The sequence below is a fragment of the Psychroflexus salinarum genome, from assembly GCF_042677225.1.
Lineage (GTDB): Bacteria > Bacteroidota > Bacteroidia > Flavobacteriales > Flavobacteriaceae > Psychroflexus > Psychroflexus salinarum.
Genome location: NZ_JBHTIV010000009.1, coordinates 140,568 through 157,574 on the forward strand (window position 1 = coordinate 140,568; position 17,007 = coordinate 157,574).

12 protein-coding genes and 1 pseudogene are annotated in these 17,007 nt (G+C 36.0%); 7 read left to right on the forward strand and 6 right to left on the reverse strand.

The window, feature by feature from the left end:
• Window positions 1-21 precede the first annotated feature (21 nt).
• The 3 genes from ACFQ0R_RS08555 to ACFQ0R_RS08565 all read right to left on the reverse strand — a co-directional run bounded on the left by ACFQ0R_RS08555 (window position 22) and on the right by ACFQ0R_RS08565 (window position 3,215).
• The gene (locus tag ACFQ0R_RS08555; protein ID WP_379657956.1) at window positions 22-894 is read right to left on the reverse strand and encodes a DUF808 domain-containing protein; all 873 of its coding nucleotides are present in this window, start codon (window positions 892-894) and stop codon (window positions 22-24) included.
• Window positions 895-1,046: 152 nt separating this feature from the next.
• Window positions 1,047-1,400: an endonuclease/exonuclease/phosphatase family protein gene (locus tag ACFQ0R_RS08560; protein ID WP_379657957.1), complete on the reverse strand. Its 354-nt coding sequence runs from the start codon at window positions 1,398-1,400 to the stop codon at window positions 1,047-1,049.
• A gap of 1,119 nt (window positions 1,401-2,519) precedes the next feature.
• Window positions 2,520-3,215: an arylesterase gene (locus ACFQ0R_RS08565; RefSeq protein WP_379657958.1), complete on the reverse strand. Its 696-nt coding sequence runs from the start codon at window positions 3,213-3,215 to the stop codon at window positions 2,520-2,522.
• A 74-nt stretch (window positions 3,216-3,289) separates the two neighbouring features.
• On the opposite strand from ACFQ0R_RS08565, the gene ACFQ0R_RS08570 reads away from it, so the two are divergent.
• The 3 genes from ACFQ0R_RS08570 to ACFQ0R_RS08580 all read left to right on the forward strand — a co-directional run bounded on the left by ACFQ0R_RS08570 (window position 3,290) and on the right by ACFQ0R_RS08580 (window position 7,497).
• Complete coding sequence (locus tag ACFQ0R_RS08570; RefSeq protein ID WP_379657959.1) at window positions 3,290-3,976, forward strand: ABC transporter ATP-binding protein; 687 nt, start codon at window positions 3,290-3,292, stop codon at window positions 3,974-3,976.
• Window positions 3,976-6,525 carry an ABC transporter permease gene (locus ACFQ0R_RS08575; protein ID WP_379657960.1) on the forward strand — a complete coding sequence of 850 codons (2,550 nt, stop codon included), beginning with the start codon at window positions 3,976-3,978 and terminating at the stop codon, window positions 6,523-6,525. The genes ACFQ0R_RS08570 and ACFQ0R_RS08575 overlap by 1 nt, the downstream gene beginning before the upstream one ends.
• A 108-nt stretch (window positions 6,526-6,633) precedes the next feature.
• Window positions 6,634-7,497, forward strand: a complete 864-nt coding sequence (locus tag ACFQ0R_RS08580) for a mechanosensitive ion channel family protein (RefSeq protein ID WP_379657961.1) — start codon at window positions 6,634-6,636, stop codon at window positions 7,495-7,497.
• Window positions 7,498-7,846: 349 nt separating this feature from the next.
• Here the strand turns inward: ACFQ0R_RS08580 and ACFQ0R_RS08585 are convergent, their stop codons facing one another.
• Window positions 7,847-8,629 carry an Fpg/Nei family DNA glycosylase gene (locus tag ACFQ0R_RS08585; protein ID WP_379657962.1) on the reverse strand — a complete coding sequence of 261 codons (783 nt, stop codon included), beginning with the start codon at window positions 8,627-8,629 and terminating at the stop codon, window positions 7,847-7,849.
• 308 nt (window positions 8,630-8,937) lie between these two features.
• On the opposite strand from ACFQ0R_RS08585, the gene ACFQ0R_RS08590 reads away from it, so the two are divergent.
• Window positions 8,938-11,346: a zinc-dependent metalloprotease gene (locus tag ACFQ0R_RS08590; RefSeq protein ID WP_379657963.1), complete on the forward strand. Its 2,409-nt coding sequence runs from the start codon at window positions 8,938-8,940 to the stop codon at window positions 11,344-11,346.
• Between the two features lie 465 nt (window positions 11,347-11,811).
• Here ACFQ0R_RS08590 and ACFQ0R_RS08595 read toward each other — a convergent pair whose 3' ends face one another.
• Together ACFQ0R_RS08595 and ACFQ0R_RS08600 are read right to left on the reverse strand one after the other, a co-directional pair.
• Complete coding sequence (locus tag ACFQ0R_RS08595) at window positions 11,812-12,735, reverse strand: hypothetical protein (protein WP_379657964.1); 924 nt, start codon at window positions 12,733-12,735, stop codon at window positions 11,812-11,814.
• A gap of 670 nt (window positions 12,736-13,405) precedes the next feature.
• A complete protein-coding gene (locus ACFQ0R_RS08600; RefSeq protein ID WP_379657965.1) occupies window positions 13,406-14,941 on the reverse strand; it encodes a DUF4842 domain-containing protein in 1,536 nt (511 codons plus the stop codon).
• Window positions 14,942-15,368: 427 nt separating this feature from the next.
• Between ACFQ0R_RS08600 and ACFQ0R_RS08605 the strand changes: the two genes are divergently transcribed.
• The 3 genes and pseudogenes from ACFQ0R_RS08605 to ACFQ0R_RS08615 all read left to right on the forward strand — a co-directional run bounded on the left by ACFQ0R_RS08605 (window position 15,369) and on the right by ACFQ0R_RS08615 (window position 16,867).
• Window positions 15,369-15,497 carry a hypothetical protein gene (locus ACFQ0R_RS08605; RefSeq protein ID WP_379657966.1) on the forward strand — a complete coding sequence of 43 codons (129 nt, stop codon included), beginning with the start codon at window positions 15,369-15,371 and terminating at the stop codon, window positions 15,495-15,497.
• Window positions 15,498-15,577: 80 nt separating this feature from the next.
• Window positions 15,578-15,754, forward strand: a complete 177-nt coding sequence (locus ACFQ0R_RS08610; RefSeq protein ID WP_379657967.1) for a hypothetical protein — start codon at window positions 15,578-15,580, stop codon at window positions 15,752-15,754.
• Window positions 15,751-16,867: pseudogene (locus ACFQ0R_RS08615) on the forward strand (DUF6920 family protein). The gene ACFQ0R_RS08610 and the pseudogene ACFQ0R_RS08615 overlap by 4 nt, the downstream one beginning before the upstream one ends.
• Window positions 16,868-17,007: the final 140 nt, after the last annotated feature.

Genomic DNA, 17,007 nt, shown 5'->3' on the forward strand with positions numbered 1-17,007 from the left:
ATTAAGCTTATGCCTTTATCTCTAATTATATTTTTTCCAAACTTTACTAGCTAACTTAATGATCAGTAAAACTAGAAATCCGATAACAAGACCTGCTAAGACCTCACCAAGAATCGCAGGTAAACCAGCAAGTAAATCATGTATAAAAGGAATATTATGAACAAAGATGCCACCTGAAACCAGAATGAGGGCGATTGTTCCTATAACTGAAAGACCCTTCACAACTATAGGTAAAGCGGTTATTAAAAAACGACCTGTTTTATTTGAAATGGAGTTTTCTTTTTCGTTTAAAGAAATAAGCTTAGCACCAAATTCATCCATTCTTACAATAAGCGCAACCAGTCCATAAACGCCAATAGTTGCTAAAATAGCAATGATAGTAACTGTAATAATCTGGGTAAGTAAATCTACGTTGGCAATACTGCTTAGAGCAATAATTACAATTTCTACGGAAAGGATGAAATCGGTAAGAATAGCTGATTTTATTTTACCTTTTTCCATACTTAATACTGCTTCTTTCGAAAGTTTTTTAAGCTGAGGCTTATTATCTTTTTTGGCATGAGAAAAGAAAAATTCGTGAATTTTTTCAGCCCCTTCGAAGGATAGATAAAGACCACCAATAGTAAGTATAATTGTGATTGCAGTAGGCACAAAAGCACTTAGTAAAAAAACTAATGGAAGAATAATCAGTTTGTTAAGGAACGAGCCTTTTGTGATTTCCCATAGGACAGGCAGCTCTCGTGCAGACATAAATCCAGAGGCTTTCTCTGCATTGACAGCTAAATCATCACCTATTAACCCAGCAGTTTTTTTTCCAGCGATTTTTCCCATCACCGCCACATCATCCATTAAAGTAGCAACATCATCTAGAAGTGCAAAAAATCCTGAAGCCATAATTGATTTTTAAAGTTATTAGAGCAAGGTAAGATTTATAGTAAAATCTGCTTGAGCCGTTTTGATACAAAATCAAACCCAAAAGTGCGTAGTTTGTATTGATTTACAGAATTTCTTGAGGAATATTTATTAGAATCTTCGATAAAAACATTTCATTGTATCAACGCAAACTTGGCATAAAGTGGAAAGTGGTCGGAGCCAAACTTAGAAAGTCGCTCTAACCTCATAAGCGCAAATTCTTCGGTTACAAAATAGTGATCCAAAGGCCATCGCATAAAAAAAGACGTTGCATTAAATGAATTATACAGTCCTCTACCTATTCTTATATTTTTCAAATTTCCACTTTCACCAAACACTTTTGATGTTTGTGACCAGGAAACATCATTAAAATCTCCCGCTACAATTGATGGTAAAGAATTTTCAGCAACCAAGTTTCCTATTATAAGTAATTCCAATTCATTTTCGTCTTCATTGTCTGGGTATATTTTACTAGGTATTGGAGCCACTGGATGAACCGCATAAAAACTGAAAGATTTGCCTGAAGGTAATGTTATAATTATATGAAAAGAGGGAATCTTATTTATACCCTTCTAAGGTTTCCAAAAGTGGGTCATCAAATTTATATATCCAGTCCATAATATATTTTTTAAAGTTATTTAATTTACGCCAACACCTAAGCTAAAGTTAATAGGCAATTAAGTTCAATTGCATTTCAAAAATGTTTTAAAGACCTATAAGCAATTAAGATTTGTAGTAAAATGAATGGAGAGACTCTCAGCTTTAGTTCAATATTATAATTACACAATCAAATACTGTAAAATAAACTCAATTATTTTTTTAATCAATTGTCTCCAAAGCGTTTAAAGTATACGATCTCAATGAGACTTTAAATTATAAATCACAAATTTAATATGATTACTAAAGGGTTTATTTTAAATTTAAGCATTTTGAATATCAATGTAATACAGACATACCATAATAATTTTTGGTAAGTGCATCCTAAATTGAAGAAAAACGGTTAAAGCCAAATATTGATACATCAGCCCTGCCGCAACATTAGAATAATGTTTGCTTTAAGTTTAAAACTTTACAAGTTAAAACCATATGAATTTTATCCTAAGACTAATTTTAACCTTGAGTTCGGTGTCATTCTTTTTGGTTGTTTTCCTTATTCAAAATGACATCAATCCTTTTAAAAAATAGCTTGATGTATATGTTGACGGTGCTGATTTCTCTTAGTATATGTAAATTTTTACCAAAATTAGTCATTAGCAAAGTCATCTCGATAAACCCATCCGACAATAATTTTCTGGATAATTATTTTGCTTTTTTGTAGCCTTAAGTGTGAAAGGCTTAACTGCTTTTTTTGTTGTTTTTGGAATTACTACTATTTTCACCTATGTTTCTCGTGTCTCCTACTTTAATCCTGTTTTTTTAGTCTTTGGATATAGATTCTATTTCATCGAATCAGACGAAAAAGTAAAAATAATGTTGATAAGTAAAAAAAAAGATATTGAGTCCAAAAACCTATGAATCTATATCTGTAAGGAAAATTAATGACTACACATTTATAGATATCTGAGATTTAAATAAATTAGCACTAGGTTCAAGAATCCATAAATAAATTATCTTTTTTCCTTCAGCATTCCTTCCAAAACATTCCAAACATTTTCTCTCACAATTTTATAACCCTGGGCAGTGGGATGAATCCCGTCCTGCTGATTTAACTCTGGATCTCCAGCGACGCCTTCCAGCAGAAAAGGAATGAGAGCGACATTATTTTTCTGGGCAAGTTCAGGGAAAATATTTCTAAATTCAGAAGTGTAGTCTTGTCCCATATTCGGGGGGATTTGCATGCCTGCTAAAACAATTTTGGTCTCAGGGTTTTTCTTTTTCACAATATCAATGATATCCTGTAGGTTTCTTCGAGTTTCCTCTATTGGGATGCCTCGTAAACCATCGTTTGCTCCCAGTTCTAAAACAAACACATCCACCTCTTGATTCAATACCCAGTCAATTCTGTTTTTACCACTGGCTGTCGTTTCTCCACTCAACCCAGCATTGACCACCTCATAATCATAACCAAGCGAATCCAGCCGATTTTGAATCAATGCTGGAAAAGCTTCAGAAGGTTCTAAGCCCATTCCTGCCGTAAGACTATTCCCAAAGAAAAGAATAACATCTTCCTCACTTTTTTTAGATTTAGTTTCAGTTTTGACTTCTTCAGTAGAAGTCTCTTCAGATTTTTTATCAGTTTTTTCACCACAAGATAGCAGTATAAATAGTAATAAAGTCGTGCAATAATGCCTTAAGTTTCTCATAACAACGGGGTTTATAACGAAATCGTTTCCTTAATTTGCCTCAATTCAACATAAGACAATAATCAATTTCTAAGATGACAAAGATATTAAACGTTAGCAACCTTGAGAAAAGCTACACCAGCGGTTCCAAAACACTTAAAGTATTACAGGATATCAGTTTTGAAGTTGAAGAACAAAAGACCTTTGCCATCGTTGGCCCTTCTGGAAGTGGAAAAACCACTTTGTTAGGACTTTGTGCAGGTCTGGATAGTCCTGACTCTGGTTCTATAAACTTATGCGGAAGTGAGTTAAGTAGTTTAAGTGAAGATGAAAGGGCCTTGCTAAGGAATAAGCATATAGGTTTTGTTTTTCAGGATTTTCAATTATTGCCAACCCTAACTGCATTGGAAAATGTCGCTGTTCCCCTGGAACTTCAAGGCGACAAGAAAGCTTTAAAAATAGGAAAGGAACTACTAGAAAAAGTAGGCTTAGGAGATCGAATACATCACTATCCTTCTCAGCTTTCTGGAGGAGAACAGCAACGTGTTGCTGTCGCTCGTGCATTTTCAAACAGGCCCTCTATTCTGTTTGCCGATGAACCTACTGGGAATCTGGATGCCGAAACTGGAGAAAAGGTCGAAGAATTACTCTTCGATCTTAACAAAGAGGCTGGTACCACACTTATTATCGTCACTCACGATATAGAACTAGCTAAAAAAACACAGCATATCCTGAGATTAAAAAGAGGACGAATTGTTGAGAATCAAGAAAAGCAGGCATAATGAGTAAACACAACACTACTAGGCCAGGCTTAAGCTGGCTCTTTAAAATGGCATGGCGTGACGGGAAAGCCAGTGGTAAAAAGTTAACACTTTTCATGGCATCTATCGTGCTTGGTATTGCCGCAGTAGTTTCTATACAATCTTTTGGAGAAAACTTAAAAGACAATATCTCATTGCAGTCTAAAGCTTTGATGGGTGCAGACTTTAAGATTGATAGCGACGATCCTCCCAACGAACGTGTCTTACAAATTATGGATTCGCTTGGCGGTGCTAAAGCCAGAGAAATCAAGTTTGCTTCCATGGCAGCTTTCCCTCAAAATGAAGCTACTAAGCTTATGCAGGTGCGTGGTATTGAAGGAGGATTTCCTTTTTATGGTGAATTGGAAACAAAACCTACAAAAGCTGCAAACACATATCAGAAAGATGGTGGAGCTTTGGTAGATGCTACCGTGATGCTTCAACTAGGCATTCAAGCTGGAGATAGCATAAAAATCGGAAAAGTTACTTTACCTATAACTGGAGCGCTCAACTCTGTCCCTGGAAGCACCGCTATTTTTAGTTCAGTGGCACCTCCTGTTTTGATTCCGTATCGATTTATTGAAGAGTCAGGATTGGTGCAAACAGGAAGTCGTATAGATTATGAGTTCTATTTCACAGCAGATCCTGGAATGGACATGGAAAAATTAGATAAGAACCTCGATCCAATTCTTGATGCTGAAGAAGCCGATCTCGATACCCACACTTCCACCAGCGACAGACTAGGAAGACGTTACGAGAACTTCGGCAAGTTTCTCAATCTTGTTGCTTTTATTGCTTTGCTTTTAGGTTGTGTTGGAATTGCCAGTGCTATTCATATTTACATCAAAGAGAAATTACGAGCTGTTGCCGTGTTAAAATGTTTAGGAGCAAGCAAACAACAAACCTTTTTAATTTATCTGATTCAGGTGGCTGTCATGGGATTAATTGGCGGGATTATCGGTACTGCTTTAGGGTTGGTACTTCAGCAATTGTTTCCTTATCTACTAGAGGGATTGCTTCCTGTGGATGTGCAAATCAGTTTCTCATTGCAGGTAATTGTTATGGGAATTCTGCTGGGAATTTTAATGTCAGTCTTATTCGCCCTATATCCTCTAATTGGAACACTTTATATCTCCCCATTACAGGCGCTACGGGTCGTGAAGGAAAAGTCTACAAAATCTAGAAAGGCGATTATTCTGGTTTCGGTAGGCATTTTCCTATTCATCTTTTTGTTTTCGTTATGGCTACTGGAGGATTGGAAATACTCACTCGCTTTTGTAGGTGGAATTTTAGTTACTTTTTCAATTTTAGCAGGTATTGCTTATTTATTTATGCGAGCCATCAGGAAGTATTTCCCACATAATTGGGGATTTGTAGCCAGGCAGAGTTTACTAAACCTTTTTAGACCACAAAATCAAACTTTAACTCTCGTCCTCGCGATCGGTGTAGGAACGTTTTTGATCAGTACACTTTATTTCAGCAAAGACTTACTACTAGCACAAGCATCTATAGAGTCTGAAACTGATAGTCCAAATATGATTTTACTGGACGTTCAAAGTAATCAGCGAGAAGCTTTAGCAAAAACCATAAAAACAAACGAATTACCAGTCTTAAGCGATATTCCTATCGTTACCATGCGGGTTCAAAATATTGCTGGAAAATCGGTGAATGAAATAAGAAAAGATTCAACTTCTCAGGTGAATGGATGGGTTTTGAATCATGAATTCAGAACTACTTATCGTGATTCGTTAATAGATTCTGAAACGATTAAAAGTGGGTCCTGGACAACCAAAGTCATGGAAAACGATCTTGTTCCTGTCTCTATAAGTGAAAATTTTGCTGAAGATGCTAAAGTTAAAGTCGGAGACAAACTGGTTTTTAATGTTCAGGGTGTCTTGCTGGATGCAGAAGTCCGAAGCATAAGGACTGTGGACTGGTCACGAATGCAACTGAATTTCTCACTTGTATTTCCTGAAGGAGTTTTAGAAAAAGCTCCACAATTTCATGTGTTTACCACGAAAGTAGCAGGTGAAGAGAAATCGGCTAGTTTACAGCAAGAATTGGTAAAGAAATTTCCTAATGTCTCAATCATTGACTTAAGGCAGGTCTTGAATGTCATAGAAATGCTTCTGGGAAGAATTTCCTGGATCATCAACTTTATGGCCTTCTTTAGTATTTTAACTGGTATTATTGTCTTGCTGGGCGCTATACGAACCAGTAAATACCAACGTATTCGAGAAAGTGTATTGTTACGAACGCTGGGGGCAAAAGGCAGGCAAATCATCAACATAACCGCACTAGAGTATATTTATCTTGGAGTACTCGGAGGCTTATCGGGAGTCGTATTGTCTTTAATCAGCAGTCAGTTGTTGGCCTGGCTGGTTTTTGAATCGCCGTTTACGCCATCCCTCATCCCCTTTTTGATTATATTTCCTGGCATTGTATTACTGGTCCTTGTGATTGGGTTAAGCAATAGTTTGAGCGTCATCAGGAAACCCCCTCTGGAAGTCTTGAGAAAGGAAGTAACTTAAAATCAAACAAGTATCTGAATATTTTTTCAACTAATTTTTTATAAAATAAATACATTTGATTTTTAAATTTTAAAGAAAAAAGGCATCATCTTTATATAATCTCATGCTATGAATGAAATTTTCAACGAATCCTTATACAAAATATTAAAATTTGGAGTGCCTTTAGCGATCGTTGTGATCACTTTCATCGTAGCGCTACTTTTCAATAAGTTTTATTTTGCCTTTTTAAGAAAGAGAGCTGCTTACCTTAAAAACAATCCTACAAAATACAGTTTTTTAGGACATTTCCTTACGGCAATGATCTACATCATTGGTTTTAGTTTTGCGATCATATCCGTACCTCAGCTGAAAACTATTGCCACGTCGCTGCTTGCAGGGGCAAGTATATTAGCCCTGGGGGTGACGTTTGCCTCACAGCAAGCCTTATCCAATATCATTTCAGGCATATTCATCGTTATCTTCAAACCCTTCAGAGTCAATGACCGTCTCATCATCAGAGACACTATGTCGGGTATTGTGGAGGATATTACACTGAGGCATACCGTCATCAGGAATTTCGAAAACCGAAGGATTATCATCCCCAATTCTGTGATTAGCAATGAAGCAGTGACCAATTCTGACTTAAAAGATGAGAAAGTATGTCGCTTTCTGGAAATGGGAATTAGTTATGATAGCGACATAGATACAGCCAAAAAAATCATGTTTGAGGAAGTTCGACATCATCCTGATTACTTTGATGTTCGCACAGAAGAAGATATAAAAAACAATACACCTGAAGTAACAGTAAGAGTTTTGTCTATGGGCGATTCATCAGTAAATTTAAGAGCCTGGGTTTGGGCAGAAAATTCTCCTAAATCTTTTGTGATGCATTGCGACTTGATAGAAAGCATCAAGAAACGGTTTGATAGGGAAGGCGTTGAAATTCCATTCCCCCATAGAACTATTGTTGAAAAAACACCTAAAGTCAGGTAGTTTCTTTTCTTCAGATTTCACTCCTTTTTAGCTTAACACCATAAGATACAATGCTTTATGCTAAGCAGAAACCTATTAGGTCCACCTTGGATATATAAATGACTGAAAATATCTTCTAAGAAAACTGCCAGATGGTCTAAAACTTTAATGAAAAAAGAAATTAAGGATTGGCGTGTTTATTACCCTACTTCACCCTTAGTATCCCCCAAGCACCTCCCTAGTTGGTCACTTTACAAAAAACTTAATGAAAATACTATAAATATCGAAGCACTCTGATACCATGACAATTAATTTCCTCAACCTGACTTTCTTAAAAAATAACGCTAGCAGGCAAAATTTTACCCTGAATTTATAGCTCCTGCCATTCCGGAGAAAAATAGGTTGTTCTTCCTCCTACTTTCATTTTTTCAATTTTAGCACCGGTATGAAAACAAGTTGCATCTTCTTTTCTGAAGTGCATCAGGAAATGCTCCGGAAAATCGCTGTAGTGTGCATCCTTTTCGATCGCGACTTCAATCACGGTTTTCATAGCTTCAAAGACTCGCTCAATTACTTCAGTGGACATATCTTCCACTTTTTTGGCTGGATGTATTTTGGCCTGATATAAAATTTCATCTGCCATCCAGTTTCCAACACCTGCAGCTACACTTTGATCCATCAGGATTTTCTTAATGTCGGTCTTTCGATTTTTCAGCGAAGCTTTAAAATCGTCGAGCTTCAGATCTCTGGCATCATCGCTTAGGCTGTGTTCAGCTTTAAATTCAGCTACCGAATTAGCAAGATTCCACCAGCCAAACTTCCGTTTATTTTCAAAAGCAAAATGAAAACCATTTTCAAAAGTTAACTGAATATGACCATATTTAGGACGATCGTCTTCACTCTTATAATAATTTGGCCTGCCTGTCATTCCAAAATGAATCACAAGCAGCTTCTCGCCTGTCGTTTCAATAAATAAATACTTACCGATCCGCTGAGTCGCTTTAAATTCTTGGTCAATTAAGTGTGTTTCAAAATCGGATTGGGACAGCTTGAGCAATCTCGAATCTCGACAATCCATCGCAACAATGCGCTGATGTAAAGCGGTGCTATCTATATACACCTTGTAATTTTCTACTTCAGGTAATTCGGGCATAGCTTTTTTATTTAAAGTTATGAATATAAAAAAGTATATGTCTATTCCTGAGTATGGCTTCTTAACCAAATTGAATTTTCCACAATCTATATCTATAATTCACGTAAGCGGATTTTGCTTTGACTAAGATTTTATGCTTTACACTACATTGCTTAAAGCAACACGTTGGCCTTAACATCCAGCTGGGTGAGATGATTTCTGAAGATGTTTTGGAAATTTTGATGTATTGAAATAATATAAACCCAACCCCTTCAGTTTTCCCAGTAATCTTATATTCGGTGTGAATTTATTTTTGAACGCTGATTCTCATGAAAAATAGTATTTGCATTGCCGTTTTACTCCTTTCTTCTTTAGTGAATGGGCAAACCTTCGAGACTTTAAAAGACAAAGAAAACCTTACCAAACAAGAAGGTTTCTTCGATTTTTGGTATTCTGAAAAAGAGGATAAGATTTACTTATTGGTTGACAAGCTCGATCAGGAATTTATCTATGTGCATTCCTTGACCAGTGGTTTAGGATCCAACGATATTGGTTTGGATCGAGGTCAATTAGGCGGAACGGCCATCGTCAAATTTCAACGGGCGGGTAACAAATTGTTACTGATGCAACCCAATCAAGACTATAGAGCCAATACCGAAAATGAATTGGAGCGCCGAAGCGTCGAACAGGCTTTTGCCAAATCGGTGCTGTTTGGGTTTGAGATTGAAGATGAAAGTGAAAACGCTTTCCTTATCGACTTCACACCTTTTTTAATGCAAGATGCGCATGGTATTTCCAAACGCTTAAAACAACAAAAACAAGGCACATATAAATTAGATAAAAGCAAAAGCGCTCTGGCGATGCCACGCACTAAGGCTTTTCCTAGAAACACAGAATTTGAAGCCCTGCTCACCTTCTCTGGCGATGCCGAAGGCCGAAACATTCGTTCTGTTGCTCCAGATGCTTCCAACTTAACAGTAATACAACACCACAGTTTTGTGAAATTGCCAGATGATGGTTACAAAACACGAGAATTTGATACTCGAAGTGGAGCTAATTTTATTACTTACCAAGATTATGCAACACCAATTTACGAGCCTTTAACCAAGCGTTTTATCAAACGTCATCGTTTAGAAAAAAAGAACCCTGAGGCAAAAATTAGCGAAGCAAAAGAACCAATTGTTTATTATTTAGATTCTGAGACGCCTGAACCCATACGATTTGCTTTGCTGGAAGGTGCCAGATGGTGGAATCTAGCTTTTGAGGCGATTGGTTACAAAAATGCCTTTCAGGTGAAAGTGCTTCCGGCCAATGCCGACCCTATGGATTTGCGCTACAATATGATCCAATGGGTTCACCGTTCTACTCGGGGCTGGAGTTATGGTGCCAGTGTTTCAGACCCGCGAACTGGCGAAATTTTAAAAGGTCATGTGAGTTTAGGAAGTCTTAGAATTCGGCAGGATTTTATGATTGCTCAGGCTTTGATGAATCGTCCATTTGAAACATCCGATGACAATTATGAGCCTATGCTGGAAATGGCTTTGGCCAGAATACGTCAGCTGTCTGCTCATGAAGTGGGACATACGCTTGGTTTTGCCCATAATTTTGCCGCCAGTACCAATGCAGATGCCAGCGTGATGGATTATCCACATCCAAAACTGAAATTTAAAGACAATAAAATAGATTTTTCTGAAGCTTACGATACCACTATTGGAGAGTGGGACAAAGTGACCGTGGCTTATAGTTACGGCGATAGTGGCCAGAATCAGACTGAAAGCGACTATTTAAATTCTATTTTAAAGAAAGCGCAAGATGATGGATTGCAGTTTATTAGTGATTCAGATGCTCGACCTCTTGGCGGAGCACATGCTTATGCACATTTATGGGATAACGGAGCAAGTGCTTCCGAGGAATTGATCCGTGTTTTAAAACTTCGAAAAACAGCAATTTCAAATTTTTCTGAAGACAATATTAAAACTGGTGAATCCTATTCAGTTTTAGAAGATGTATTTGTGCCTTTATATTTTTTCCACCGCTACCAGACCGAAGCTACCGTCAAACTTATTGGTGGTTTGGATTACAACTACGCTACCAAAGGAAGTGAATTGAAGCGAGTCGAGACTATTTCAAAATCAGATCAAAAAAAAGCACTTGATGCTGCTTTAAAAACACTAGGCGCAGAAACTTTAGCAATTCCAGAACGTATTTTAGATCTATTCCCGCCACGTGCTTTTGGTTATTCCAGAAGCCGGGAATCCTTCAAAAGCAATATGGGCGTCAGTTTTGACGCTTTGGGAGCGGCTGCTACAGCAAGTGACATGACTTTAGGTTTAATGCTACATCCAGAGCGTGCGAATCGGTTAATTCAGCAGAAGTCTTTGGACAAATCCAATTTAGGCTTAGGAGAAGTCTTGGAGGAATTAGTGAAAAATACCTTCAGCAGAACACATAACTCCGATTATTTAACTCAAGTGCAAAACAGCATCAATTTCAATGTATTGAAGCACGTGATGAACCTTTCTGCAAGCAATGAAAGTATTCCACAAGTCAAAGCCTTTGCTAATAAAACTTTACGAGATTTAAGAAATAACTTTGACAAATCAAATTCTCCTATAGCAAAAGAAATATTGTACCGCATCGATCAATTTATGGAAGATCCAGAAGAATTTAAAGTGATTCCATCACCAAGCATTCCAGATGGCAGTCCTATTGGAAGTTTTCAATGTTTAAATGAATAGTCTATTAACTTAATAAAAGTTCAGTAATAAAGAAATAATGGAAAAAAATAAAATAAGAGTTCTCTATAAAATCAATCAATTTTATTTTAGAATACAAGTTTAATTTCATTTTGCTTTACTACTAATAACTAATCTAAACTGGAAGGTTTATGCCTAAATATTCAATAAATAAAGAAGACTGCTCTTCAGCAGTCTTCAATTAATCTATGATCTTTCGCTCTAAGGCTTATAGACCATAGATTTGGAATAACCCCTGGGAATTGTCTATAGAAACGACTAGTTTTGACATCTTCTCCATAAACATTTTATACCCCTACCGTCTTGATACCGCTTCCAAGTTCATAACAGTTATTAATCTGCTTTTCAACTGATTTTCCATCGCTTTTATAAACGTAAATGAAAAGATAAGATTTCAAGCTGTTAGATTATAACCTAGATTACAGATCAAGGCTGGTATCGAAAGGATTAAGAAGGAATTTCTAATGACTCAAACAGGTCAAAATCTCCATCACAATTCTCGTTCAGGTGAAGGTAACTACCTTCTGCATTGATCATATCTACTCTATCTAAAGAGATAGTTCCCTGATACAATTCACCATTTACAAATAACTCTATAAAGTAAGACTGATCTTCAGCAGGTAAGCTAGAATCATAAGGTAATTTTACGCAAAGAAGATCATTTTCCTCATCTTCACTATTAAAATCACCATCTGCAAAACCACTCCAGATTAAATCTGCCTCAGAAGTTTCTTCTGCATTTGGATAAACAAATGCCTCTAATGTAGCTACCAGGTGTCCAGTATCAGGCTCACAGTAGTTAGCAAATATACATAGGTTCTTTACCTCTTTGATGTTTACGTCCCAGAACACAAAACCAAATTGAGGTGATGTGAAGTTCTCCACACAAAGTACGTCTATGTCGTATTCGATTTTTCTATAATCTTCTACTTCAACATTAAAAGGTAGGGCTTGATCAACAAATTTACCGAATTCACTACCTTCTGTAGGTGTAGCGTAAAGCGGATTATCATCGCTGTCATAAAGCATACAGCTAGTAATCTCATAGCTACCTGGACCAACTTCAACAAGGTCTGTTTTATAATTATCCCCCCATACGTTTAGGTCGATGGTATAGCTCATTCCAGCCATTTCAACTACCGCATAAGAAGCTAAGCTCATATCGCAAACTTCGAATTCCTTTCCATCATCAGAACCAAGTTTGACATCTCCTGCTTTAGCATCAGCAGTATTGCTAACTCTATCACCGGTAAATACAAATTCAATACCGCTTGTTTCTTCTGAAACAATTTCATCTTCCTGACAGGAGTACATAAAGACCATCACTGTACAAACGAAGAGTAAGTTTAAATTTTTAAGTAAATTTTTCATAATTATATTATTTATTAGGTTTTTAGTATTTTAATTAAATAGGTCAAACTCTACAAGTTATTACATGTAATTACTTGTCCTATATTTAGTTACGGGTGATCTGATTTGTGATATCATCATTTTTATGTTTTTTGATTTGTATTAAAATTAAGAAGTGTTTCGTCGGGCTAAAAATTTTTTAACAAAAAAAATTTAATTTTAACACACCTCCGATAAGGCGCTAAAAAACTGACAACTAGATAGATATAAGTATATATTTTAAAAAATTTATTGAAGGAATTCAAAAAACGTTAAGAAAAAATAGCATCAAAAACGCTAAAACAAACAAAGAGTATTTCTAAATGAAAAGATAAAACTATATAATGTTGAGAGTCTGACTGTGAGCAAATTAAGTGTAAACTCCTCGATTTTTTTTTAATGCAAATCTGACAACCTTTGCTAAAGGATTATTATCAGCTTTTGTCTTAGGCTTACTTCTCAGCTATATATACAATACAAATCCTTGACTCAACTTATCGTTAATCATCAAAATAAGCTTCCTCACAGAACTTTAACTCTAAAGATGGTGATAATATGCATAGAAAAAAGAAGGCTGCCAAAAGGCAGCCTTCACTGTTTAGAGACTTTAAAATCAATCTCTATACTCATAGTCAATGGTTATTGACTAACACTATGGACAGTTTTCATATAAATCCTGAATATTACTTACAGGAACAAAATTGGTTTCGAAATTATTACCGTAAACTGTTCTAATATCAACACCTTCTTGAACATGTTTCCAGTCCATACTGGTGATTAAACCATTATGAAACGTTTCTCCATCTTTTATAAAAGTAGAAGACGGGAAAAGATTTCCTATAGTCAAATCGTAATTCGGACCACCGTTCACATTCAGGTTAGCATCAAAAGGATTCAACAGGTAAAAAACGAAATCTGATGGAGCACTTTCAATTGTAACTGTTCTCACTTCACCCAAACCAGTTGTGGATCCACATACTGAATTTACAAAATTTCCATTAGGTGTAAAGGCCTGATTTGTATCTGGATATACAGTTACAGCCGTATTGCCAGATATTTCCTGAACACTTGCAGCATCTCCTGATATCACATAACCTGTACCAGGTAACCAAAATTTGAAGGCATGGCTATATCCAGCACCTCTTGCAACTGGCTCAAATCTGAAATTTAAGTTACCAGTAGCGATATCTGTGAAACTTGTTGTTTTAACAATGAAATCATTATAATCACAATCGTTCTCTGCACCGTCATCATTAAGGTCTTCCCAAGCTATATTATAGGAGTTACTGAATACGTCAAAATCTCCATCACAATCCTCATTCAGGTGAAGGTAACCATCTTCTTCATTGATCATATCAACTCTGTCTAAAGGCATAGTTCCCTGGAACAATACTCCATTTACAAATAACTCTATAAAGTAAGACTGCTCTTCCGTAGGTAAGCTAGAATCATAAGGTAATTTTACGCAAAGAAGTTCGTTAGACACATCTTCACTATTATAATCACCATCTGCAGAACCACTCCAGATTAAATCTGTCTCAGAAGTTTCATCTGCATTTGGATAAACAAATGCCTCTAATGTAGCTACCTGATGTCCGACTTCAGGCTCACAGAAGTTAGCAAATACACATAAGTTCTTTACCTCTTTGATGTTTACGTCCCAGAAAACAAAGCCAAATTGAGGTGGTGTGAAGTTCTCCACACAAAGCACGTCTATGTCGTACTCAATTTTTCTGTAGTTTTCTACTTCAACACTAAAAGGTAATGACTGATCAACAAATCTAGCAAATTCACTACCTTCTATAGGTGTAGCGTAAAGCGGATTATCATCGCTGTCATAAAGCATACAGCTAGTAATCTCATAACTACCTGGACCAACTTCAACAAGGTCTGTTTTATAATTATCCCCCCATACGTTTAGGTCGATGGTATAGCTCATTCCAGCCATTTCAACTACCGCATAAGAAGCTAAGCTCATATCGCAAACTTCGAATTCCTTTCCATCATCAGAACCAAGTTTGACATCTCCTGCTTTAGCACCAGCATTATTGCTAACTCTATCACCGGTAAATACAAATTCAATACCGCTTGTTTCTTCTGAAACAATTTCATCTTCCTGACAGGAGTACATAAAGACCATCGCTGTACAAACGAAGAGTAAGTTTAAATTTTTAAGTAAATTTTTCATAATTATATTATTTATTAGGTTTTTAGTATTTTAATTAAATAGGTCAAACTGTACAAGTAATTACTTGTCCTATATTTAGTTACGGGTGATCTGATTTGTGGTATCATCATTTTTATGTTTTTTGATTTGTATTAAAATTAAGAAGTGTTTCCTTATACTAAAAATATTTTAACAAAAAAAATTTAATTTTAACACACCTCTGTTAAGGCGCTAAAAACTGATAACTAGATACATATAAGTATAGATTTTAAAAAATTTATTGAAGGAATTCAAAAAACGTTAAGAAAAAATAGCATCAAAAACGCTAAAAACAACCAAAGAGTACTTTCTAAATGAAAAGATAAAATTATATAATGTTGAGATTCTGACTGTGAATAAATTAAATGAGAAATACTTCAAGCTTACTGAGTCCAAAATCAAATAGTAAATGCATCAAACTGTATCTGTATTCTTAGTTATACCCACCAATAAAGGAAAGTTACTCTTTAAAATCATGGAAATTGTAAGTACTTTACTTTTGGCTAAAGATGATCTAGTTCAAAAAGGATGTGAATGATGCTAAAAGCCTCCAAAAGTGGACCCAAGCGAAATATTTGAAGATGTGATAAAAAACAAATATATTAAACCTACAATATTATGATATGCCATAGAAAAATACCAAAAGATTTGATGTGTAAAGCAATGGAGTATAATAAAAGGTATAAGGATGCGGTTACTGGAAGACCTGGAGGGAATTATCAACTGGTAGTAAATCTTTTCACAATCTCACCACAGCATGCTATAAAACGCTTACCACAAGACAGAAAACGATGAGAATAGCTTTATCCATATTGATTGGGATACACGGGATTATCCATTTGTTTGGATTTCTTAAAGCATTTGACATATCTGAATTTAATGCGATTTCAGAACCTATTTCCAAAACATTCGGGAAAGTCTGGTTATTGGGCTTTGTTTTGTTTGCAACTACCACAGTCCTATTATTTACACAATCTAGTCATTGGTGGGTATTCGGGATAATAGGTGTGATCATTTCACAGTTTCTAATTATTAACTATTGGAGCGATGCGAAATTTGGTACACTAGCAAATGTCATTATACTTATAGCTATAGTAATAGCATATTCAAGCTTCAGTTTTAAAAATAAAATCAAAGAAGAAAGGGTAACACTGTTTAAAAACTCACAACACGTCAGCCAAGAAATTGTAACAGAAGAAGCCTTGGCTGGCTTGCCTGTAATTGTTCAAAGGTGGCTGACCCACAGTGGAGTCATTGGCAGTCATTATACTTCAAATGTGTATTTAGTTCAGGAATTACAACTTAAAATGAAGCCCGAACAAACAGAATGGAACACCGGTAAAGCTGAACAATATTTTACAGTTCACCCCCCTGCATTCAATTGGAGTATAACTACCCAGTTGAACTCGAGCCTAAAAGTTACGGGGCGAGACAAGTTTGAAAATGGTAATGGCGAAATGACAATAAAATTGTTTTCGATTATTCCAGTTGCAAATGCTCAAAATCATGAAAAAGTAAATCAAGCAACTTTACAGAGGTATTTGGCAGAAACAGTCTGGTTTCCATCTGCATCTTTAAGTTCTTATATAACCTGGGAAACTTTGGACAACTATTCCGCTAAAGCGACACTGGAATATAACGGAACGAAAGGTTCTGGTGTATTTTACTTCGACAAGGAAGGGAATTTTAAAAAATTTAGCAATGCGCTATCAAGATTCAAATGCATTGAATCCTACTGAATGGACTGTCATCGCCACAAAAACAGAAGAACGAAATGGAATAAAAATACCTGTTGAGTGTGAGGCAAGTTGGACTCTGGAAAATGCAAAGTGGACGTGGTTGAAATTAAAAATAACAGACATCCATTATAATCTGAAAGATATACCGGTGACAGATAATGTTTATTAACCATTATTTGCAAGTAAAAGCTTGCCTGAATAAACTTCAGAAGCTCATCTAGGTTGATCCAAATTGTATTAGGAAATAAAGTAAATGCCTATTTAAACAGAGCTGAAATCTTCCTTCATTAAAAGACAGAGAATTTTTAT